18 protein-coding genes are annotated in these 22,021 nt (G+C 38.0%); 9 read left to right on the forward strand and 9 right to left on the reverse strand.

Going from position 1 to position 22,021, the window contains the following annotated elements; translation table 11 throughout:
* A partial coding sequence (locus WBM70_RS05330) for a hypothetical protein (protein WP_424557477.1) occupies window positions 1-1,415 on the reverse strand: 1,415 nt, incomplete at its 3' end.
* A gap of 45 nt (window positions 1,416-1,460) precedes the next feature.
* Here WBM70_RS05330 and WBM70_RS05335 point away from each other — a divergent pair.
* Genes WBM70_RS05335 through WBM70_RS05355 form a run of 5 tightly spaced genes read left to right on the forward strand, consistent with a single transcriptional unit; the run spans window position 1,461 to window position 6,801 of the window.
* Entirely contained in the window at window positions 1,461-2,369 is a 909-nt protein-coding gene (locus WBM70_RS05335) for a vWA domain-containing protein (RefSeq protein WP_424557478.1), read from the forward strand.
* Entirely contained in the window at window positions 2,366-3,904 is a 1,539-nt protein-coding gene (locus tag WBM70_RS05340; RefSeq protein WP_424557479.1) for a VWA domain-containing protein, read from the forward strand. Before WBM70_RS05335 ends, WBM70_RS05340 begins: the two co-directional genes overlap by 4 nt.
* A complete protein-coding gene (locus tag WBM70_RS05345) occupies window positions 3,885-5,030 on the forward strand; it encodes a hypothetical protein (protein ID WP_424557480.1) in 1,146 nt (381 codons plus the stop codon). Before WBM70_RS05340 ends, WBM70_RS05345 begins: the two co-directional genes overlap by 20 nt.
* Window positions 5,027-5,974, forward strand: a complete 948-nt coding sequence (locus WBM70_RS05350; RefSeq protein WP_424557481.1) for an AAA family ATPase — start codon at window positions 5,027-5,029, stop codon at window positions 5,972-5,974. Before WBM70_RS05345 ends, WBM70_RS05350 begins: the two co-directional genes overlap by 4 nt.
* Window positions 5,974-6,801 carry a DUF58 domain-containing protein gene (locus WBM70_RS05355; protein ID WP_424557482.1) on the forward strand — a complete coding sequence of 276 codons (828 nt, stop codon included), beginning with the start codon at window positions 5,974-5,976 and terminating at the stop codon, window positions 6,799-6,801. The genes WBM70_RS05350 and WBM70_RS05355 overlap by 1 nt, the downstream gene beginning before the upstream one ends.
* Before the next feature lie 5 nt (window positions 6,802-6,806).
* On the opposite strand, the gene WBM70_RS05360 is transcribed toward WBM70_RS05355, so the two are convergent.
* The 5 genes from WBM70_RS05360 to WBM70_RS05380 form a co-directional block, all read right to left on the reverse strand.
* Window positions 6,807-7,460 (reverse strand): DUF3972 domain-containing protein, encoded by a 654-nt coding sequence (locus WBM70_RS05360; protein ID WP_424557483.1) that lies wholly within the window; start codon window positions 7,458-7,460, stop codon window positions 6,807-6,809.
* A gap of 195 nt (window positions 7,461-7,655) precedes the next feature.
* Window positions 7,656-8,291, reverse strand: coding sequence for a protein-L-isoaspartate(D-aspartate) O-methyltransferase (locus tag WBM70_RS05365; RefSeq protein ID WP_424557484.1), 636 nt, complete (start codon window positions 8,289-8,291; stop codon window positions 7,656-7,658).
* 85 nt (window positions 8,292-8,376) lie between these two features.
* Complete coding sequence (locus WBM70_RS05370; RefSeq protein ID WP_424557485.1) at window positions 8,377-9,108, reverse strand: carbon-nitrogen hydrolase family protein; 732 nt, start codon at window positions 9,106-9,108, stop codon at window positions 8,377-8,379.
* Window positions 9,109-9,116: 8 nt separating this feature from the next.
* The gene (locus WBM70_RS05375; RefSeq protein WP_424557486.1) at window positions 9,117-10,136 is read right to left on the reverse strand and encodes a ribonucleotide-diphosphate reductase subunit beta; all 1,020 of its coding nucleotides are present in this window, start codon (window positions 10,134-10,136) and stop codon (window positions 9,117-9,119) included.
* A 665-nt stretch (window positions 10,137-10,801) separates the two neighbouring features.
* A complete protein-coding gene (locus tag WBM70_RS05380; RefSeq protein ID WP_424557487.1) occupies window positions 10,802-11,113 on the reverse strand; it encodes a pyrimidine/purine nucleoside phosphorylase in 312 nt (103 codons plus the stop codon).
* Between the two features lie 86 nt (window positions 11,114-11,199).
* On the opposite strand from WBM70_RS05380, the gene WBM70_RS05385 reads away from it, so the two are divergent.
* The 3 genes from WBM70_RS05385 to WBM70_RS05395 all read left to right on the forward strand — a co-directional run bounded on the left by WBM70_RS05385 (window position 11,200) and on the right by WBM70_RS05395 (window position 15,124).
* Window positions 11,200-12,312, forward strand: coding sequence for a glycosyltransferase (locus tag WBM70_RS05385; RefSeq protein WP_424557488.1), 1,113 nt, complete (start codon window positions 11,200-11,202; stop codon window positions 12,310-12,312).
* A 21-nt stretch (window positions 12,313-12,333) separates the two neighbouring features.
* The gene (locus tag WBM70_RS05390) at window positions 12,334-13,683 is read left to right on the forward strand and encodes an FAD-dependent oxidoreductase (protein WP_424557489.1); all 1,350 of its coding nucleotides are present in this window, start codon (window positions 12,334-12,336) and stop codon (window positions 13,681-13,683) included.
* A gap of 157 nt (window positions 13,684-13,840) precedes the next feature.
* Window positions 13,841-15,124, forward strand: a complete 1,284-nt coding sequence (locus tag WBM70_RS05395) for a citrate synthase (protein ID WP_424557490.1) — start codon at window positions 13,841-13,843, stop codon at window positions 15,122-15,124.
* Between the two features lie 400 nt (window positions 15,125-15,524).
* Here WBM70_RS05395 and WBM70_RS05400 read toward each other — a convergent pair whose 3' ends face one another.
* The 3 genes from WBM70_RS05400 to purB all read right to left on the reverse strand — a co-directional run bounded on the left by WBM70_RS05400 (window position 15,525) and on the right by purB (window position 19,817).
* Entirely contained in the window at window positions 15,525-15,833 is a 309-nt protein-coding gene (locus WBM70_RS05400; RefSeq protein ID WP_424557491.1) for a hypothetical protein, read from the reverse strand.
* 26 nt (window positions 15,834-15,859) lie between these two features.
* Window positions 15,860-18,229: a ribonucleoside-diphosphate reductase subunit alpha gene (locus WBM70_RS05405; protein WP_424557492.1), complete on the reverse strand. Its 2,370-nt coding sequence runs from the start codon at window positions 18,227-18,229 to the stop codon at window positions 15,860-15,862.
* Window positions 18,230-18,488: 259 nt separating this feature from the next.
* Window positions 18,489-19,817 (reverse strand): adenylosuccinate lyase, encoded by a 1,329-nt coding sequence (gene purB / locus WBM70_RS05410; protein ID WP_424557493.1) that lies wholly within the window; start codon window positions 19,815-19,817, stop codon window positions 18,489-18,491.
* A gap of 201 nt (window positions 19,818-20,018) precedes the next feature.
* Here purB and WBM70_RS05415 point away from each other — a divergent pair, with 201 nt between their 5' ends.
* Window positions 20,019-20,948: an RluA family pseudouridine synthase gene (locus tag WBM70_RS05415; protein ID WP_424557494.1), complete on the forward strand. Its 930-nt coding sequence runs from the start codon at window positions 20,019-20,021 to the stop codon at window positions 20,946-20,948.
* The last annotated feature ends 1,073 nt before the right edge of the window (window positions 20,949-22,021 follow it).

Genomic DNA, 22,021 nt, shown 5'->3' on the forward strand with positions numbered 1-22,021 from the left:
AGTGGGGTATTTTTTTTCACTTTTGCTTTGGGAAGAAGTGTGTTGATATCATGAACCAATAGATCATATTTTGAAGTCCATATTTTCTTATGGAAGTCATATTCTAATGAAGAGAGTGTCAGATCTGAAAATGTTGAATCAACTTTGGCATTTGCTTTGAGTTTTTTTATAGATCCTTTAGCTATCTTCCCTTTGGTTTCAAGTGAAAATGAATTATTGACAGGGATTTTATATGGTGCCATTTTTTCTATGGCCTTAGGTGTCAATATCCCTTTATCGATGTGTAAGTCATGGGAAAAAGCTGTCCACTTGTGCCAAGTCAGGACTTTGCCAATTTTTGCAGAATCTGAAGGAAACCAATATAGCTTAACAAAACCTCTAAGTTTCCCTGTCGCATAATCAGGTTGTTTTAATAAAGTCAATACTTTCTCTAATGCAACTTTTTCAACAGTAATCTCAACTCCCTGATATACATAAAAACGAAGATCTCCATCCAAAGAATTACTTTTGGCCGTAATCCAAGCTTCTTTACTTTTCCCTTTCACTTTTCCTTGCAGGTCTAAAACACCTACAAGCTTATTTTTTGTCAATATACGCATATCTTTTACATCTAGATCATACTCCCCACTCCAGTCTTCGGAAAATAGGCTTACCAAAGCATTTTTTATCTGCAAGACAAATAAATTACTCTGTATATCTCCTACTAATTTAACATTTTCCCCCTCCAAGTTTCCATCTATTCTTCCATACACATAACTTTTTTCAGGCACAGTATAATCGTACAGTTCTTTCAGACGTTTAGGATTGAAATAGGACTTTTTAAGTTCAATATACCCATATATATCTTCTTGATCTCCACCCATATCAGGGATATTGATCTTCACATCTATTTTCCCGTGTGCGATGTCAGGATGTCCTGCGAGCTGTAAGATTTCAGAGAGTTGTGCATCTTTGATATTAAGTAAAATTTGCTGAGGAAGGTTTTCGATAATATTCAAACGGTAGTCTACTTTTGCATTCAGTGCAGTCCCGTTTCCATCGACATAGACTTCTTCAGGCATATATTTGAATTTTCCTTTGATATCTGCATTATTTACCTTCTTATTCTTATAGACAAACTGCTCGGTTTTTATATGATATACACCTTCATAGGAATCATTCAATAGATCGTACTGTGATACTTCGATATGTACATCGGCTTGCTTATCAATACTAAAGTCTAAACTTGATGTTCCATATTCAAGATCAAAGGTATTGATCTCCACAGGCATGCCTATCTTTTCTTCTAACTCTTTTTTGATGTAAGGCTTTAAGAGACTACTGCCTATGGGACTAAAAGTAAGAAAATAGAGGCCCACAATGGTGAGCAAGAGAAATAATAGTATCGAAGTAGTGATCTTAAGTAATTTATTCATGAAGTTATTATACTAAAATAACCATATAAGTGCTAGAATATCCCCATGCATTTTACATTTGGTTCGCCATACCTATTGGTTCTTCTTTTTCTGTTGCCTTGTTTTCTCTGGTGTAAACAATACAGTAAACCTTACTATTTCCCCAAGTTGTCATGGGTGACAAGACAGAGTCCTCTTTTAAGCTGGGAACCATGGCTCAAAATGGCACTGTTCACACTGATGGTCTTTGCCCTTGCCAAACCTTTTGTCTATGATGCCAGTGCTGATCAGCACAAAAAAGGACGGGATCTCATTCTGGCTATCGATGCAAGCGGTTCTATGGCACAGAGCGGGTTTGATGCAAAAGACAGGTTTCAAACCAAATATGCGATCACACAAACGCTCTCCAAAGACTTCATAGCAAAACGTTTTGATGACAACATGGGGGTTGTCGTTTTTGGTACCTTTGCTTACACAGCCTCGCCTCTGACCTATGACCTTGAATCTCTCTCTTACCTGTTGGAGATGACCAATGCTGGACTTGCCGGAGAGAGCACAGCTTTAGGTGATGCCATCATGCAGTCCATACGTACACTCTCTTATGGCCAAGCCAAAAATAAAGCGATTGTTTTACTCACAGACGGATACCATAATGCAGGGAAATCTTCCCCTAAAGAAGCAGTCAAAAAAGCAAAAGAGGCTGGCATCAAGATCTATACGATAGGTATAGGAAAGAAGTCTGATTATGATGTCTCTTTGCTAGAGACCATCGCGAAGCAAAGTGGTGCTAAAAGTTACGCCGCTTCTTCGGCAAAAGCCCTATCTCAAATCTATAAAGAGATCAATACTTTGGAACCCAGCGCGATCAGAAGCGAAAACTATCTCAATCAAAGACTGCTCATACAGTATCCTCTAGGTCTGGTATTTATCTTGCTTTTACTCTGGGTACTGGGTACAAAAAGGGCTGAAAAATGACACTTCTCACGCCAAGTTTTTTATGGTTGCTCCTTCCTTTAGCATTACTTTTATGGAGTAGTCCACGTAAACTGATCACATCTGTACACCTCATCATTCTTATGCTTATCGTACTGGCACTCAGCCGTCCAGTACAGAAAGAAGCGTTGCAAGAAGCAAGTATAGAAGCAAAAGATATCATTATCGCGCTGGATGTCTCTTATTCTATGAAGGCAGAGGACATAGCACCTACCCGTTATGATTTTGCCAAAGAGACCATTGCTGCTTTGCTTCAGCAAAACCCTGGTGACAACATCATGCTCATTGCATTTACAACCAACCCTCTGCTGCTCTCTCCTCCTACCACAGATCATACACTCATCAACATTGCATTGCAAAACCTTAATCCGGAGTTCATCCTGACCAAAGGGACCTCTCTGGAAAAGCTGTTTAAGAAACTGGCTTCCATGAAGATGGGGCACAAAAACCTCATCCTGATGACAGATGGAGGAGAAGAAGAAACCCTTGAGAAGCTGACTCCTCTTGTACAAAATGCTGATATCTCATTAAGCATCTTAGCCCTGGGAACCACACAGGGAACCACTATCAAGAACAAAGACGGCAGCCTGCTTAAAGACAAAGAGGGCAACCTTGTCATCTCTCGTGTCAATCCGCTTTTGGCATCTCTTGCTTCTTCCGTCTCGGGTGCCTACATTACCCCATCAAGCACAGCCACAGCAACCGCTGACAACCTCAATGATGCCCTGCAAAAAAATGAGAGTAACGCGCAAAATGTGCAGAAGATGCAGCGACATTACCTCGAGCTCTATCAGATACCTTTACTCTTGGCTCTTTTGTTATTCTTTATGGTACATACCCGTGCAGTCAAATACCTCCTCGTACTTTTTACCTTTTTCGGACTTCAGGCCGAAGCATCTATGCTTGACAACTACCATCTTCATAGTGCCTACAAAAGCTATAAAGGATCTGATCTCAACGAGACAAGAAGCCAGCTAAAACAGATTAAAGTGCGCTCCCTGCAAAGCCAAATATTGCTGGCCAATAGCTACTACAAGCAGCGTGCATTTAAAAAAGCCATACAGACCTATAAATCGATCCGTTCCACCTCGCCGAATATCAAACAGCAACTCTACTACAACATAGCCAATGCCTATGCTATGCTCGAATCGTATGATAAAGCCAAAATTTACTATACTAAAACATTACAATTGGGTGACGATGAAGATGCAAGATATAACCTGCAACTTGTGGCACTACTTAGTGACAAAAAGAGTGCAGACCTTGGCATCGCCCATCCTAAGTCACAAGATTCTTCTTCCAGCAAAAGTGAGTCCCAGGAAGGACAAGAGGAAAAAGAGTCAAGATCTGAAGATGAACCCAGTTCCGGAAGTGGTGGTGGGGGAGAGAGCCAGACACAAAAAGAGCAGGAAAAGAATAAACTCTTAAGTGATGGCAGTGAGGAACAACACCCGTTGGGTTCTAAGGTCTATGAGCTCATAAATGAAGGATACATACGTGAAAAACAACCTTGGTAAGACATATGCATGTTTAATCTTTTTCCTTCTGAGCTTCATATCGCTTCAGGCAGAAGATTTTACCTACGCTTTTAATGCAAATACTCAAAGTCCTTATGTCAAAGAACCCGTTATCCTTACGCTTGATGTGAATCAAACCAATCATGATGTCGTTCTGCTCTTTAACTTGACCATTAATAAGAGTGAAGATTACACGTTTCAAAGACTTGATATCAAAGAGACTGACAGCTATCACAATGCCAAAATACATTATGTTTATCTCATCTACCCTTTACGCTCCGGTGATATCAATGTAACATTCAACCTTCTCAAAAAGGTAACGACCGATGACAGTGTTGCCTACAGCTTCTCAGGAGACAGAGATAATGTAAAAGGACTGGTAACCGTTGATACCAATGTTATCTTGCCGCCGGTAGAACTGAAAGTGAAACCTTTACCTTCAGGGACAACACTTGTAGGCGATTTCACCCTGACGCACAGCATTAAAAAACACCAGGCCAAAGCGTACGAACCGCTGCCTTTTCAGGTACAGATCAAAGGTCTTGGGTACCCTCCACTGCTAGATACGCTTCTCCCTCAAGAGGGTAACTTTACACGCTTTACAGAAAAACCTATCGTTAACTCTTTTGCAAATACGGTAGGTACACAAAGTAATGTCACTTATCCTATGGCACTTTCTCACAGTACAAGCTTTACCCTTCCCCCTCTTGTACTCAAGGCTTTTAACCCTAAAACAGAAATAAGCTATACCCTCACGGTGCCTGAACAACACTTTGACATCCAGGAGGTAGTGACGGACAGTTTAGTTGATACTATAGACGCACCTGATATGCTAGAAGAGGACTGGTCCTGGCTCAGTACACTATTGGGTTATATAGTGGTATTTACTGCAGGATACCTGACTGCACTTAGTTGGAAATGGAAAAAGAAAAGTATCTCCAACACACGTCATCCGTTAATTCAAAAGATACAGGACTGTAAAGATGAAAAAGCTTTACTGCAAGTGCTTATCGCAGCAGACAATAAACGTTTTACCCCAAGTATAGAAAAATTGGAAGCTTCTTTATATGGAAATGGTAAAATTAATTTGAACAAAGTCAAACAAGAGGCAGAAGAACAGATATGAATGAACAAATAACTCTACTCAAAAAAGAACTAAGCAAGGCAGTTATCGGACAGGATGCGATGATAGAAGGTTTACTCATTGGACTGCTTTGTGATGGGCACATCCTTGTTGAAGGGGTACCAGGGCTAGCGAAGACCACTACCATCAATGCACTTTCCAGTGCCATAGGATTAGACTCTAAACGTATACAGTTCACTCCTGACCTCTTACCTTCTGACATCATCGGTGCACAGATCTATAATCCCGAAGACCATAGTTTCAGTATCAAAAAAGGGCCTCTTTTTACCCATCTCCTCCTGGCTGATGAGATCAACCGTGCCCCTGCCAAAGTACAGTCTGCCCTGCTTGAAGTGATGCAGGAGAGACAAGTCACCATTGCTGAAGAGACATTTAAACTTGACAGTCCTTTTCTGGTCATGGCCACACAGAACCCTATAGAGCAAGAGGGTGTTTATGCCCTTCCGGAAGCTCAATTGGACAGGTTTATGATGAAGATCGTTGTACAGCATAACAGTGAAGCAGAAGAGCTTGAGATCATGAGAAAAGCTGCCAGTAAGAGTTTTGGGGAAGTACAAGCGGTGCTTAGCATTCAAGAACTCCATGCGCTTCAGGATGAGATCAAAAACGTGCATGTAGACGAAGAACTTGAACGCTATATGGTACAGATCATCACTGCTACAAGGGAACCGGAGAGATTTGGATTAGAGAGCATTGCAGAAAACATCATGTTCGGGGCAAGTCCCAGAGCCTCGATAGACCTCTATAAAGCTTCTAAAGCGAAAGCCTTTTTACGTGGCAATGATTTTGTAAGCCCTGCAGACATAGGGTATGTGATCCACAATGTACTGCGTCACCGTATCGTTCTTTCTTATGAAGCAAGAGCCAAAGGTATACATACAGATGAGATCATCTCTACGATCATTGAGACGCTACCGATACCCTAATGAACGCAGCCCTTAAAGCCCTCCAACTCAAAGCGAGACATCAAGTCTATACTCTGCTTAGCGGACATAACCTCTCCAAGCTCCATGGAGAGGGGTATGACTTTTCAGAGTTGAGGGAGTATCAGATTGGTGATGATATCCGTAAGATAAACTGGACCATCACGGCAAAGCTCGGAAAACCCTATATAAAAGAGTTGCATGCCAACCGCGAACTCTCTGTTGTAGTAGCTGCATTCATGGATGCAAGCCTCTATTTTGGTCCAGGAAAGGCTAAACAGGAAAAGCTTACCGAGGTTGCCACACTCCTGGGCTATGCTGCGCAGCAGAACAGTGACCTTTTTACAGGATTAAGCTATACGAAGGAGAGCACTAACGCTACCCCTCCCACCAAACAATTGTATCACATAGAGCAGTTTTCCAAAACCCTTTTTGAAGCCTCACTGCTGAACACTAGCCTTGACTACCACACTGCTGTTCAAGACCTTTTTAGAAGACTTCACAAGCCTTCTCTTTTGTTTGTACTGAGCGACTTTTTAGAAGAGGTAGACCTGTCTCTCCTCTCACAAAAACATGAAGTCATTGCTGTCGTTATCAGGGACAGAGAAGAAGAAATGCCAAAAAGACTTGGAGAAGTAACACTCTCTTCTCCACAGGACAAGAAGAAGATGGACACCTATTTTGGTCAAAGAAGTATAGAGAAATATCTTGCAAAACTCAAAGAGAACGACGAAAAACTGGCTGAACATTTTGCCCGTTATGATATACGTTCTGTGAAGATCTTTACGGATGATGAGGTGGTAAGTAAACTTGTGGGGCTCTTCGTATAGATGTATTATTTTAAGATATCCTTATAACTTTTGTTTGCGTTGAATTTGAGTTTATTCTCAACTTTCATGATACGTTCATCACCTGATTTGTAGGCTTTCTTCAAACGTTTCATGATCTTGGTCTGTGCATTTTCTTTAGTGATCTTGTATTGTTTAAAGAATTTTTTCACGCCTATCCATCGCCCCTCATCCTCTTCGGTCACCACTTCATCCGTCATGACCTCTATGGCTTCTTCTACTTCATGAGACTTTTTTTGCTCCAATTGATGGACATAGAGTGTACGCATCTCGTAAAATGCCTCTTTGAGCAAGTCAATCTCCCCTTTAAGTGTAGTAGTGATCTGTTTATTGGATTTTTTGAGGTCCTTGACTGTACCTTTGAGTACAGAGATCGTCTCATCTTTGGCTTTGAGAAGTGCCTTGTAATCACGGGTATTAGCTTTGCTTTCAGAAGCAGGGGATGCTGCAGGAGACGTAGTTGACTTCTCCTCTACAGTTGTTTTCTTAGGGGTATTACTTGTCTCTTTGTCAACTACAATGTAAAGTTTTCCCTCTACATTCTTTGCTGTCAATATTCCTCTTTTGATCTTCGCATAGACCGCTTGTCTAGAGATACCAAGCTTTTGTGCATACTCTGCAGGCTTCATCAACTTTTCCATATCCATCCCTGTTTACAATTTTGTAAATGATAGCATAAGTTTAATGAAAGGTTTACAGGAAGCAATATTGATCGTTTGTCAAAAGAGAAAGTAATTGCTGTGCTTGTTTTTAGAAATATTTAAAAAAACCATGACTGAACTTCTATTTCATAGAAGCTTTTTCAGTGATGTATGCATGCAATGATGGTGATTGATCTACTTTTGTGTACCGTCAAGTACAGGGACAAAAAGACACTGTTCTATCGTTTCAGAAGTGATACGACCATTTTTCTTATAATAACGTGTGATGATATGATAATTTTCAGCCTCTTCCACAGGAGCCACTAAGATACCACCTTCAGCCAATTGTTCAAAAAGCACTTCAGGGATCTCTTTGGCTGTTGCAGAAAACAGGATACGTTCAAAAGGAGCGTACTGTTTCCACCCTCTTTGTCCATCGTCAAAACGTGTGATGATATTGTTTATCTCAAGTGCAGCAAAACGGGTTTTCGCTTCTTTAAGAAGCTCATCGATACGTTCTATCGTAAATACACGACGACAGATATTACTGAGTATTGCTGCCTGATAACCACTTCCGCAGCCGACTTCAAGTACTGAGTCAACACCTTTAAGTTCTAAGTGCTGTGTCATTTTGGCGACAGTCAAAGGAGAAGATATCCACTGGCTTGCGGCTAAAGGAAGGGCTTCTAGCTGGTAAGAAAGATGTTTAAACTGTGAGGGGACAAAGGTCTCTCTGTCAACAGCCAAAAATGCCTCTCTGACATGCTCATCCAATGCAAAGTGTTTTTCGATTTCTGTGACAAGATTTTGTCGCTGTCTAGCTTTTATCATACGTGTAAATACCTCATCCCCCAAATAATGCAGGCATTCTATCTAAAATCTAGTTAAAAAGGCTTTTGCGATTATGTATATTCCTCTAGTCCATCACTATATATCGACGCATTTTTTTGATTTCCCTGAAATCTATACTTCCCTCTACCGCCTCTAGTTTATCATTCATTATCACTTCTCCTGTAGGAGAAATAATGCAGGATGAACTTGCCATGTCTTCATCAGAAGAGTTTGAAACGATCACATAACACTGATTCATCACTGCCAGTGCTCGTGAAAGTACTTCCATGTGTGTTTTACGTAGCTTCCCCCATCTTGAAGGAACGATCACCACATCGGCACCCTCTACCTGCGCCCATAACTCTTTAAATCGTAACTCAAAACAGATAAGCAGCGCATACTTCACCCCTTCTATTTCAAATGGTTTGATTTTTTTCTTTTTCCCTGCCTGGAAATAGAGATCTTCATCACCAAGTTTAAAAAGTTTTACTTTCTCTTGCCTGTGTATAATTTTATGCTTATGGATCACCACCGCCTGGTTCACAAAATTATCTCCCTCTTCAAGGATAAGCGTTAAAACAACTATCTGCTCATTTACCTCTTTTTTCAGTGCTTTAAGCGCATTGGCTGAAAATTTTGCAGCCGTTGCCATATGCTCATAATCAAGCGCTGTCAAAAATACTTCGGGTGCAACAACAATGTGTTTGTCTTGATGTTCTTTTAAATGAAAGAGAAGAGTGTCCAGGTTTTCCTGATACCGTTTATGAGAAGGAAGCTGCAGAGTCACAACTTCCATAGTTTTAGGCATGTTTAACATAGTAAGACCTAAAAGTCGTCCAGATCCAGACTTCCTTTGGAGTAATTCGTTACATTCCCTTCAAAGAAGTTTGTCTTTTGGTCATTGAACTGCGAAAAGTTATCTACCCACTTAATAGGATGTTCTACATTATAGATCTTTTCCATACCTACTGCATGAAGTCTTTTGTCCGCAAGATACTTGATATACTGTTCGATAATATCATCTGTAAGTCCAAGTATCTGCCCTTGTGTAATATATGCACCCCATTCAGATTCAAGTTTTACCGCATCCCTAAACATCTGATATACTTCTTCCTCCAGCTCTTTAGTAAAAAGTTCCGGACGCTCTTTTTTAGTTGAATTGATCATGTTTTGGAACAAAAGAAGGTGTGTCACTTCATCTCTCTGGATAAAACGTATCATCTGTGCTGTTCCAAGCATCTTGTCTGAACGTGCCAGCGTATAAAGATACGCAAAACCACTATAAAAGTAAATACCTTCAAGAATTTGATTGGCAAACATCGCTTTCACAATGTTTGTATCTGTTGGATTATTTGAAAGCTCTTCATAAACGTTAGCAATAGCATCATTTTTAGTCTTCAGCATCATATCTCTTCGCCAGAGTTCATAGATCTCTTGAGAATTGGTCGATATACTGTCAACCATTACCGCATAACTCTGAGAATGCAATGCCTCTTCAAACGCCTGTCGTACCAAAATCAAGTTTACCTCTGGTGCAGTTATAAATGGGTTCAAGTTATCGATAATATTATTTGTCTGTAAAGAATCCATAAAGATAAGCTGCGCCAGTACTTTATCGTAAGCCGATTTCTCTGAATCTGTAAGATGTTTATAATCATTCACATCACGTGTCATATCCACTTCTTTTGGATACCACGAGTTATTCAGCATCATCTCCCAAAGGTTATACGCCCATTGATACTTAATATCATTGAGTTCAAATATCCCGGTAGGATCCCCACCAAATATCTTACGGTCGCTTGTTCTTTCTTCTGAGTCAGGGTTGTATATTCTTTTTCGTTCCATCTGTATACCTTGATAGTTTTTTCATCTATGTTTTTAAAACATTATACACATTTTGGCTGATTGTTTAGCCTGAATAAGTCCATGAATGATTGAGAAAAAGACAAACGCAAACTACTGTTTGAAATCGTAGCAGGTAGAGCCTTAAAACGCATTGGATATTTTAGTAATGAGGTAAGCTTATGATCAAAATGTAGCATGATCTAGAGATGCATATATAGATAAGGAAAAGAAGTAATAAGTGATTTTTGGCAACTTTCTAAGAAAAAATACTTAAAAAAAAGATACACATCCAAAATGGGAGACAGGGATGCAATAAAAATAAAAAGTTGCCTTGAAAACCCTGAGGATCTAAAGTGGGAAAAGGGAAAAGAACCCTTCAGGATTTTCATACTATTAGTATAGTCTCATAGTATGAAGTAAGTGTGAATTATTTTCCAAGAATACTATACTATAGCATAACTATTTTGGAATGGAGTTTAGAAATAAAGCAGCTTTTATATGTTTTGGAATGTTTGAGAAAAGGGTATCCAGAGAAGAATTCATGGATGCGAAATAAAATAAAAAGCTGCCTAGAAAACCATAGAGGCCTATATAAAAGGGAGGAGGAGAGCCTCTATGTTTTCATGTTGATATTGTACTTTTCCTGTGTGTACTTATTGTGGAACCTACAGATAAGAACAACAGTAATCAGTAATTGTTTTCACATTTACCAGAAATTTACTGTTTGCTGGTACATCAAAAGACTCTCCGCCATTGATGCTGACCCATACATCACTTCCTGGTAATTTTACTTCCAGTTCTCCAGATGTGATCTCCATTAACTCTGCTGCTGCAGTACCAAATTCATACTCACCAGGCAACATAAATCCTAATGTTTTTTTACTTCCATCTGCAAAATTTACCGTACGGCTTGTAACGTTCCCATCAAAATAGCTGTTACCCTCTAGTTCTACACTTACATTTTCAAAACTTTTCATCATAATTTCCTTTTTTGAGTTGGATTATAGCTAAATCATACTACTATTACATAGTTAAAACCAAAAGCGTATTGAGAGGTATTTGTATGAAAAAACTATTATATATTACAGACCAAGATGAATACATGGATCATAGTTTCATAGCTCCTTTGTTTGAAACATATCTGAAAAAGCATTTAACGGTTGACATTGTCTATTTTACAGAATTTAAATCTGACTTTGAACAAAAAGACTCGCATAGATTTACTATGCCTACAAGATACAAAAATATACTTCTTGATGAACTGAACAGAAATGATGTTCCTATTGATAGTTATGACTATATCATGGTTAGAAACGATATAAGTCTCATGCAACATGTACTCGAAGAAAAAAAGAAATACCATTATAAAACCGCTTTTAGACTCTCCATTCCAAAAAGAAGAGTACAGATCAGATGCTGTATCGCTGAGGGAGAGACCACTTTTTTAGACAAGATGACAGATAAGTTTAAAACGTTTAATGAAACAAAGATCATCAATGAGTGTGATGCATTTTTGCCCACTTCCCCAAGTATGCACAAAGAGTTTTTCCCTCATGTTACGACAAAAACCATTATTTGCCCTCCAGGAATAGATCCGAAGATGCTCCATCCAAACATACAACACAGAGGAGAAGAAAAAAGATTCTTCTACTCAGGAACGTTGGACAAAGTAAGAGAATTTGAAACGGTTTTAGATGCATTTTCACAACTGGATTCCGCTACTTGGAAACTTATTATTTCAACCAGAGACCCTCAGTATGCACATCAACTGGTTAGTCAATACAAAGGATTTGAAAACAACATTGAAATTCACAATGCAAAAACGAAAGATGCGTTGCTCGATCTCATTGCCAAAGCAGATATAGGTGTGGCTCTTTTACCAGATTACCCCGTCTATAATACTTCAACGCCTGTCAAAATATTTGACTATTACACTTCTGCCATTCCTTGTATCATGACAGGTACTGAGCATACCAACACGGTCTTTACAGATTGTAATGATGCTTGGTTCAGCAAGTTTGAACGTGATGCGATAAAAGAAAAACTCGAATATATCATCTCTTTAAGTAAAGACTCTATCACTGAAGTCGGGATTAAGGGTCAAAAAAGATTATTGGACATAAAAAATTATGAAAAGATCGCTGAAGATATCGCGATGAAATTAGAGGCACTTTAAAAGAATATGGAGAAGCATACAGTGAAACAAAAACATTATGATGTTTTAATCGTAGGGGGAGGAATCTCCGGAACAGCTCTTTTTTATGAGTTAGCAAAATACACAAATGTTAAATCTATGTGTCTGCTTGAGAAATATGAAGCCTTATCGACCCTGAATTCTAAAGGCACAAGTAACTCTCAAACGATACATATAGGAGACATAGAAACAAACTATACGCTAGAAAAGGCAAAGGTTACCAAAAGAACAGCAAAAATGGTAGAAAAATTTTGTCTACAGTATGGTCTTGAAGATAAGATAATGTTTGCGCATCAAAAAATGGCGCTGGGTGTGGGTAAAAAAGAAGTACGTTTTATTGAGAACAGATACCATGAATTTAAAGAATTGTTTCCCTATCTTGAACTTTGGGATGTTGAAAAATTAAAAGAATTGGAACCAAAGGTTGTTTACGCAGATAAAGAACAGACAAAGATACGCCCGGAGCCTATCGTCGCTATGGGAACATCCACACAATACACTACTGTTGACTTCGGGGCTATGTCTGAAGCCTTGGCCAATGAGGCACAAGAAGCATCTGATGCGACTACTGACATCTTCTATCATTCACAAGTTGAGACAATTGAAGAGCTGGAAGATAAAACATTTAAAGTATTGACTACTAAAGGCGAAGAGTATACGGCAAATTTTGTTGTGGTAAATGCAGGTGCACATTCACTCTTTTTAGCCCATCAAATGGGCTATGGAACACATATGGGTTGTTTACCCATGGCAGGTAGTTTTTATATGACCGATGGAAATTTTCTCAACGGTAAGGTCTACATGGTTCAAAACAATAAACTTCCTTTTGCTGCACTGCATGGAGATCCGGATATTTTGGCTGAAGGGAAAACTAGGTTTGGTCCAACAGCACTTATGCTGCCAAAACTTGAAAGATTTAAACCTGGCACCTATTTAGATTTTTGGAAGACCCTAAATTTTGACTCAAAAATAGTCAAAATATTTTGGGACCTGCTTAAAGACAGCGATATTAGAAATTACGTATTTAAAAACTTTTTATTTGAAGTGCCATTTATCAACAAAAAATTATTTGTGCAGGATGCAAGAAAGATCGTTCCTTCCTTAAGTGTAGAGGAGATCACCTATGCAAAAGGATTTGGAGGCGTTAGACCACAGGTTCTAGACAAAGAAAAAGAGAAGCTCATGCTCGGTGAAGCTTCTATCAATCCAGGTAACGGTCTGATCTTCAACATGACGCCAAGTCCTGGTGCGACATCATGTTTGGGGAATGCAGAAAGAGACCTTAAGGTAATCGTAGATTTCCTTGACTTAACGTTCGATGAGGCACAATTCTTAAAAGACCTGACGGAGTAGAAGAGTACACATACATTCTACACCTCTATGTTATCATTTGCTATATGTACACAGGGAAGGGCTTTCATTCCGTAAACATTGATCTTAAAAAATTAAAGTTATGATAGTCTCTTAACTTTGGCTATAATGAAAAAAAGTCAGAATAAGGAATTAGCTGATGCAAAAAAACACAATCACTTTAACGAACAACAATACAGGGGAAACATACGAATATAATATCTTAGAGGCTACAAGAGGTCCTTCTGTGGTAGATATACGTACTTTTTTTAAAGATACAGGTATGTTTACTTTTGATCCTGGATACACCTCTACGGCAAGTTGTGAATCTAAAATCACCTTTATTGATGGAGGAAAAGGAGAATTACGCTACCGAAGCTTTCCTATAGAAGATCTAGCAACAGAACATACTTACCTGGAAACATGTTTTCTTCTTCTCAACAGTCGTCTCCCCACTAAAGAAGAACTTACTGATTTCGATCTAGAGATACGTCACCGTGCATTTTTGCATGAAGGGTTACGTCACCTTTTTAATGCCTTTCCGGACAATGCCCACCCTATGGCAACACTCTCTGCCTCTGTTACTGCACTTGCTACCTTTTACAATGATCACCTGGACATGGAACATGAAGAAGAGTATTTGGAGATGGCACATCGCATTATTTCAAAGATCCCTACCATTGCAGCGTTTGCTTACAGACACTCCATAGGTACACCTTTTATACAACCTGATATAGATCTGGGTTTTACAGAAAACTTTTTAACGATGATGCGTGCCTACCCTGGAGGGAAAATGCACCTCTCTCCCAATGGGCATGATAAAATAAAAGAAGTAGAAATACGTGCTATGGATACCATTTTTACGCTACATGCCGACCATGAACAAAATGCTTCAACCACGGTAGTAAGAAATGTAGCTTCCACAGGTGCCCATCCTTATGTGGCCATATCTTCAGGTATCTCTGCACTTTGGGGACGTGCTCATGGTGGGGCAAATGAGTCCGTCATAGCCCAGCTTGAATATATAGGAAGCGTCGAAAATGTAGAAGCGTTCATCAAAAGAGCAAAAGACCCCAATGACAACTTTAGACTTATGGGTTTTGGACACAGAGTCTACAAAAACTTTGACCCGCGTGCCAAGATCCTCAAAGGATTGCAAGATGAACTCAAAGCTGAGCTCAACCTCGATTCAGAACTCATGGCCATCGCAAGTAAAATAGAAGAGATCGCTCTCAATGATGAGTATTTTGTTTCACGTAAACTCTATCCTAATATAGACTTTTATTCAGGTGTTATTTTAACGGCACTTCAAATACCAAAATCTATGTTCACCCCAATCTTTGTTATAGGACGAACGGTAGGATGGATCACCCAATGGATAGAGTTCAAACAAGACAAAACATCCAAAATTGCAAGACCAAGACAACTCTACACAGGTGACTAAGAAATACTATCATTTTATCGTCAAAATGGCCTCTTCTTAGTGGCCAAAATAAGCGCTTTTTTTATTTTTTTCATATCAGAGGTTAAAAAAGGGTTTAAAGTGTGTTATTTTTTGAGTTAGATAGATTGATGGTGATTTTAGGGCTTTTATTCACTTTTCCATTCATTTCAATAATATATTTACTTCAAAAAAGTCAAATAGCTATAAAATCTAATTTCCCTCGTTAGCAATTTGCATTTTTATTTTATGTATATCGGTACGATGCTTTTTTTGGGTTTGTTTTTTTCTTTTGTTGCATCAACAAAGAAAAAAAGGAATGAAGAAGAAAGGGGAGTAAAAGATTTAAAAAGAGAAATATTCAGTTCTTCATTTCCAGACACCGTTTGAAAACAAAATTAAATTACAGATCCAGCTTTAATTCATAACAGTCATCACTTGTCAATCCACTGTCATCATTTTTCAAGACAACATTAGACAATTCAGTATACTTTTTATAAATTTTATCGCCATTAAGTACAATAAAGTCTTGTAGATCTTGTCTATGCTTTCTAGTATTGGCAGACATGTATATCTTATCAAGAGTTCTACCCATATAAGCAAACACTTGACGATCCTTTTCAGAAATTGCTTCATGCCCCAGGATGTAATCTAACTGTGTCTTTACATTTTCTGCTCTTGAAAAGAGTATTGATGCATCTAGTATATTCATTTTCTACCTCTGTCAATTAGTTGAGTCTACTGACAACCTACACACTCTTGTGAACGATCTTCAACATCACCAGAAGATTCAGGCGACTGAGATCTCAAATAATAGGTAGACTTCAATCCAAACTTCCAAGCATTCATATAGATCTCATTCAAGTATTTACCACTCGCTTTGTCAAGCGTGATGAAGATGTTAAGACTTTGTCCCTGGTCTAACCATTTCTGTCTGATCGCCCCTGCTTTAATAAGCGCATTTTGATCTAGGTCATAACTTGGTGTATAGTACTGCCAGGTATCTGCTGAAAGGTTCGGAGCCACTACAGGAATCAGCCCTGAAAGGTTCTCTTCAAACCATTTTCTTTTATAGACAGGCTCTATGGCTTGCGTTGTCCCTGTCAAGATAGAGATAGAACTCGTCGGTGCAATAGCCATAAGATATCCATTTCTCATACCATCTGTTTTTACTTTCTCTTTGAGTGCTTGCCAGTCATGACTGTAACCAAAGAGTCCACCTCTGTCAACCAGTTTACAAGCATTTTCATTTGCCTTGTCTATCGGGAAAATACCTTTAGACCAGTCCGAACCTTCAAAGGTTGGGTATCGACCTTTTTCCAAAGCAAGATTACTTGATGCTTCAATAGTATAGTAAGAGAATGATTCCATTACTTCATCTACTTTTGTAAAGTGCTCATGGCTTCCCCACTCTATCTGTGACTCTGCAAGCATTTGAGCTTCACCCATTACTCCAAGGCCTATAGATCTTGACTTTTCATTGGTCCTCTTTACTTTAGCCAGAGGATAGAAGTTTAAGTCAATCACATTGTCAAGCATACGGATCGCTGTTGGCACAACACGCTCTAGATCTTCTTGTGTATGTACTTTAGAAAGGTTGACAGATGCAAGGTTACATACCGCCGTGTCTCCATCCGTTTTCTCTTTATCTACTATCCAGATCTGTTTACCATTTAGGCTGTCAAGTGCTGTCACTTTCTTAGCAGGCTTTGTTGTTCCATTGTCAACAGTAAGCATCGTATTTTCATCATAGGCTTCCTGGCTTCCATCTTCAAATGTAAACCGTGTTTTGTATGTATTCGGTCCTGTATTTTGGAAGATCTCTGTACAAAGGTTCGTACTTCTAATAACACCTACATGTTTGTTAGGATTTGCTTTATTCGCAGTATCTTTAAATGTAAGGAATGGATTTCCTGTCTCAAAATAAGAACGAAGCATCTCTTTCCAAAGACTCTTTGCAGAGATTCTCTCTCTAGTAATATTGTCATCTGAATTTTCAAGTTCTATATAACGTGCTTCAAATGCATCACCGTAGAGTGTTGTCAGTTCTGTCACTTCAAATGGATCAAAAAGTGTCCACATCTCATCTGCTTCAACTCTTTTCATAAAGAGATCATTAAGCCATATTGCAGGGAAAAGATCATGTGCTCTACGACGTTCCTCTCCTGAATTTTTCTTCAAGTCAAGGAAGTCACGAATGTCAACATGCCATGGCTCTATGTAAACAGCTATAGCTCCTTTACGTGTACCAAGTTGGTCAACAGCTATGGCAACATCATTGGCGATCTTGAGGAAAGGTACGATACCTCCCGCAGCATGTTTATGCCCATCGATGTATGAACCCATACCACGAACCAAAGACCAGTCCCAACCGATCCCTCCACCAAATTTGGAAAGCAGTGCCATCTCTTTGTATCCGTCAAAGATACCTTCAATGTTGTCAGGTGTTGACCCGATGTAACAAGAGCTTAGCTGATGTCTTGGTGTTCTTGCATTTGACAAGGTTGGTGTTGCTGCCATCACTTCAAACTTACTCAAGATATCATAAAACTTTTTCGCCCATGTTTGACAATCAAACTCATTTTGTGCCAAGAACATTGCTACACCCATAAAGAGTTGTTGAGGCAACTCTATAGGTGTGCCACTACGATCTTTTAGTAAATATCTGTCATACAATGTGCGGATACCTAAATATGTAAACTGTAGATCACGTTCAGGTTTAATGTAATCATTAAGATCATCAAGATCATATTTATCTTTTAATCCAAGAACGATACGTCCCTCTTTCTCTCCACGCTCAAAATGTTCACGTAAATGATTATAGCCTGTAAAGCCCGTTACCTTATGATAGATATCATAGAGGAAAAGTCTTGAAGCAACAAATGTCCAGTCTGGTCTGTCAATGTCTATCTTGTCAACCGCTGTTTTGATCAGTGTCTGCTGAATCTCTTCAGAACTGATCATGTCACGAAACTGGAGTTTGGCATCTACTTCAAGTTCACTTTGACTTACGCGTATAAGTCCTTCTACTGATGCCGCCGTATACTTTTGAATCTTTGCTACATCTAAAGTTTCTACTCTACCATTTCGTTTTACAACTCTGATCATATTTCCCTGTCCTTTTAGCTTGCTTTGTCATCTTATTTTCATGACAATGATTAATCCGATTTTACTCAAATTTACCTTGTGTATTTTTGAAAAGTTGTATCATTTTTAGACATCTTTTTTATAAGATTTAGTGATAGTTTTTGAAAGGGTGCCTGAGTGGGGAGTTTCGAAAAAATAAGATTTATTTATATAAAAAAAGAGTGCTGAAAGTAACACAAATATCTGACTTTTATCGTGGACAAAATGCCCACGATAGAAGCTATTTAAATACTCTTTTAAAAATAGCATCTACATTTTTAGTATAGTAATCAAAGTTGAAACACTCTCTGATCTGCTCTTCAGAGAGTTTAGATCTTAATTCTTCATCTGCGAGTAAATGCCCTAAGTATAACGATTCACCTTTATCATTGGTAGTTGGTTTCCCTTGCTTAATTTCATCCCAAACTTTCATAGCGTTTCTTTGGACAATTTTATATGCGTCTTCTCTACTTACACCCTCTTTAGGAAGCTCTAGAAGTACTCTTTGAGAGAAAACAAGTCCACCAGTAAGGTTAAGGTTTCTCATCATGTTCTCAGGCATTACAGTTAAGTTTGCAATAACATTGTTCATTCTGTGCATCATAAAGTCTGTAGTGATAAATGCATCTGGAAGCCAAAATCTTTCAGTAGATGAGTGAGAGATATCTCTTTCATGCCATAATGCAACGTTTTCCATAGCTGGCGCAGCATAGGATCTAATCATTCTGGCAAGACCTGTGATGTTTTCAGTAAGGATCGGATTTCTTTTATGTGGCATAGCGGAAGATCCCTTTTGCCCTTTAGCAAAGAATTCTTCAGCTTCATACACTTCTGTTCTTTGTAAGTGTCTCACTTGTACTGCAAACTTTTCGATAGATGAAGCCAGAAGAGCTAAAGTAGTTGCCAACCTTGCATATCTATCTCTATGAATTACTTGATTTGAGCAAGGTTCAGGTTTTAACCCTAATTCTGCCATTGCTAACTCTTCAAGTTCTAGTGGAGCGTGTGCAAAGTTACCCATAGCACCAGAAATTTGTCCCACACAAATAACTTCCATAGTCTCCTCTAAGTTCTTTAAATGTCTAGCCATCTCATCATACCAAACGGCTAAAGTTAAACCGAATGTGATAGGCTCACCATGTATACCATGGCTTCTTCCTACCATAAGCGTCATCTTGTGTTCTTCCGCTCTTTTTTGAATGGATACCATGAGCATTTTTGTATCTTCTATGATGATTTCCAGTGAAGCCTTCATTTGCAGTGCGACACCTGTATCAACTGCATCTGAACTGGTCATACCATAGTGGAACCATCTAGACTCTTCTCCAAGACTTTCACTGACACTTGTATTAAAAGCGATCAGATCATGTTTTGTTACAGCTTCTATCTCTTCTATTCTCTCAACTGAGAATGTAGCATTATTGACAATCTTTTGACAATCATCATCAGATATAAGCCCTAACTTGTTCCAGGCTTTGACAGCCGCTTTTTCAACTTCAAGCCATGCTGCATATCTTGCATGTTGTGTCCAGTGTTTTGTCATCTCTTCTCTTGCATATCTTTCTACCATTGCATACCTTTATCTGTATAAATATTTGATACAATTCTACCAAAATAGCAGTTATACTGAGATGAATTATAACTACTGAAATAAGTCAACTTTGACAATCAACTAAATATAACTGTACACTGTATCATAAGTTGTTTCCATGACAACGAAAGTTTTGGATTATGTCAAAATTGTCTAACAATAAAAGTAAGGTAAAATCATATGCCATTTGTCAAAGAGAAGTTTACAGTACCAAAGAAGATGCCCGCTTTCCTCTTTATCATGCGCACATTCAACTTTACACAGGGACAAGCACAACGTGTCTTGGCTAAAGGCAGATTACTTGTCAATGGTATGTCAATATTTAATACTGGAGAGTCCATAGAAGGTGAAGTAGAAGTGGTCTATTTTAAAGCTTCTTCAAGAGGGGAAAAACCTCTGTTTCATAATAAAGACTTTATGGTCTTTGAAAAATACTCAGGTACTTTAGTACACCCTAATACCATGGCAACACCATACTCCCTGCTGGATGAGATTCGAACTATTGCTGGTGATGATGCCAATGCTGTTCACCGTATAGATATGGAAACATCTGGATTACTGTTGGCGAGTAAACACAAAAGGTCAGAGTCCTATCTGAAAGGTTCTTTTGAGAACAGAAGTATTAAGAAGTCTTACCTTGCATGGGTTGATGGTAAACTCACAGAACCCTTTTCATCAAGTAAGAAAATCAAGATAAACAATGACTACAGTCAAACCAAACACAAGGTCTTTATCTCTGAAGAAGGCAAAGTTTCACATACAGACTTTATCCCACTTGAATATGATGCACAACTTCATGCTACCCTAGTAGCATGTTATCCTCATACAGGAAGAACCCATCAGATCAGAGTGCATTTGTTTCACGTGAAACATCCTATTTTAGGAGACCCTATATATGGTACAACCTTTGAAACTGCCAATGCATATTTGGAAGATGAACTAAGCCAAGAAGAACGCATGGAAAAAACCGGAGCAAGTAGGCTTATGCTTCATGCCCAAAGCCTATCTTTCAATATGGGGTCAAGATTTCATATTGAAAGTAAAATCGATTTTGCTGACATGAAAGAGTTGATCTGCCTGAAGGATAAAAGAGCTTTTAATATCCAATAAAAGCACTAGTAAGCACTATAGATTTTAATATAAATTATATATTTAAAACATTATTTTCTAAGCAATAAATACTTAAAAAATAATCTCTCTTTCATGAAACTCAAATCAGTAAATATACACAAGAATAACTATTTATACCTCTCAAACCAATTCTCTTTACCATTCTTCATAAAAATCTTTTACTCTAAAAAAGTCATTATCAGTTCATCTGATTTTACATTAAATAACAAGATAGAAATAGATTGGTTTCACGTGAAACATCCTATTGATGATATATTTTTTTATAGTAATTTAGAGAACAGATACATTTTAAAATTGAATTTATATAGCCAATTTAATCAAGTATTTATACATGAGATTTCATACAAACACTATCATGTTTTTATTATTTTATTACATCTAAATTCAAGTTTATACATTAAAGAATTTAACTAGATTAAATTCTTTTTATTAAGCTATAAGATGGCCATAACAAAGAAAAAGTTTTATCATTTTTTACAACTTAAAGATACCATTACTGAAATAGATCTTCCAATTGAATTCTAATCCTTAGCTATGTTTTTTCACTTTTTTTAAATTTTTACAATAGCTTTTAACATACAAATAAAATAGATTATTTCTTCAAAAACTTTTTATATTTCTTATAAATGAATACCTATGCGTTTCACGTGAAACAATTTTTTCCATATGACTTTTTATAACTTGTATACATTCAGAATGACTTGTAAATATAAAAACATAACTTGAAGATAGGGGTATACATAAAATATAATATATACACTTTCCAGTATAAAAAAAGTATCTGCACAAATATATTTAATTCCAAAATATGTACAAGCTATTCTATAAATGGTGAAAGACTTGATCTATAGTTATACTCTGCAACAGACTTATTTCATCCTTTAATCTTTATACTTGACATAGGCTTTTTGTCACTAAGATAAAATACCCACTTATTAGAAATGAACTCATAAGATGATTTTTGTGCAGATAGACTTCTTTGATATTATAGTAAGAGTCCTTCATATATTTATGCATTAAACCATGAAGGATCAAAAAGTCAGCATAACCAC

Source organism: Sulfurovum sp. (assembly GCF_049668085.1).
In the GTDB taxonomy this organism is placed as follows: Bacteria; Campylobacterota; Campylobacteria; order Campylobacterales; family Sulfurovaceae; genus Sulfurovum.

Bases quoted from the DNA above. Each gene is read 5' to 3' on its own strand.
- WBM70_RS05415 (WP_424557494.1), top strand. From the start codon at position 20,019: ATGCCATTTGTCAAAGAGAAGTTTACAGTACCAAAGAAGATGCCCGCT.
- WBM70_RS05335 (WP_424557478.1), top strand. From the start codon at position 1,461: ATGCATTTTACATTTGGTTCGCCATACCTATTGGTTCTTCTTTTTCTG.
- purB (WP_424557493.1), bottom strand. From the start codon at position 19,817: ATGGTAGAAAGATATGCAAGAGAAGAGATGACAAAACACTGGACACAA.
- WBM70_RS05355 (WP_424557482.1), top strand. From the start codon at position 5,974: ATGAACGCAGCCCTTAAAGCCCTCCAACTCAAAGCGAGACATCAAGTC.
- WBM70_RS05370 (WP_424557485.1), bottom strand. From the start codon at position 9,108: ATGTTAAACATGCCTAAAACTATGGAAGTTGTGACTCTGCAGCTTCCT.
- WBM70_RS05340 (WP_424557479.1), top strand. From the start codon at position 2,366: ATGACACTTCTCACGCCAAGTTTTTTATGGTTGCTCCTTCCTTTAGCA.
- WBM70_RS05395 (WP_424557490.1), top strand. From the start codon at position 13,841: ATGCAAAAAAACACAATCACTTTAACGAACAACAATACAGGGGAAACA.
- WBM70_RS05360 (WP_424557483.1), bottom strand. From the start codon at position 7,460: ATGGAAAAGTTGATGAAGCCTGCAGAGTATGCACAAAAGCTTGGTATC.
- WBM70_RS05350 (WP_424557481.1), top strand. From the start codon at position 5,027: ATGAATGAACAAATAACTCTACTCAAAAAAGAACTAAGCAAGGCAGTT.
- WBM70_RS05385 (WP_424557488.1), top strand. From the start codon at position 11,200: ATGAAAAAACTATTATATATTACAGACCAAGATGAATACATGGATCAT.
- WBM70_RS05380 (WP_424557487.1), bottom strand. From the start codon at position 11,113: ATGAAAAGTTTTGAAAATGTAAGTGTAGAACTAGAGGGTAACAGCTAT.
- WBM70_RS05400 (WP_424557491.1), bottom strand. From the start codon at position 15,833: ATGAATATACTAGATGCATCAATACTCTTTTCAAGAGCAGAAAATGTA.
- WBM70_RS05405 (WP_424557492.1), bottom strand. From the start codon at position 18,229: ATGATCAGAGTTGTAAAACGAAATGGTAGAGTAGAAACTTTAGATGTA.
- WBM70_RS05375 (WP_424557486.1), bottom strand. From the start codon at position 10,136: ATGGAACGAAAAAGAATATACAACCCTGACTCAGAAGAAAGAACAAGC.
- WBM70_RS05365 (WP_424557484.1), bottom strand. From the start codon at position 8,291: ATGATAAAAGCTAGACAGCGACAAAATCTTGTCACAGAAATCGAAAAA.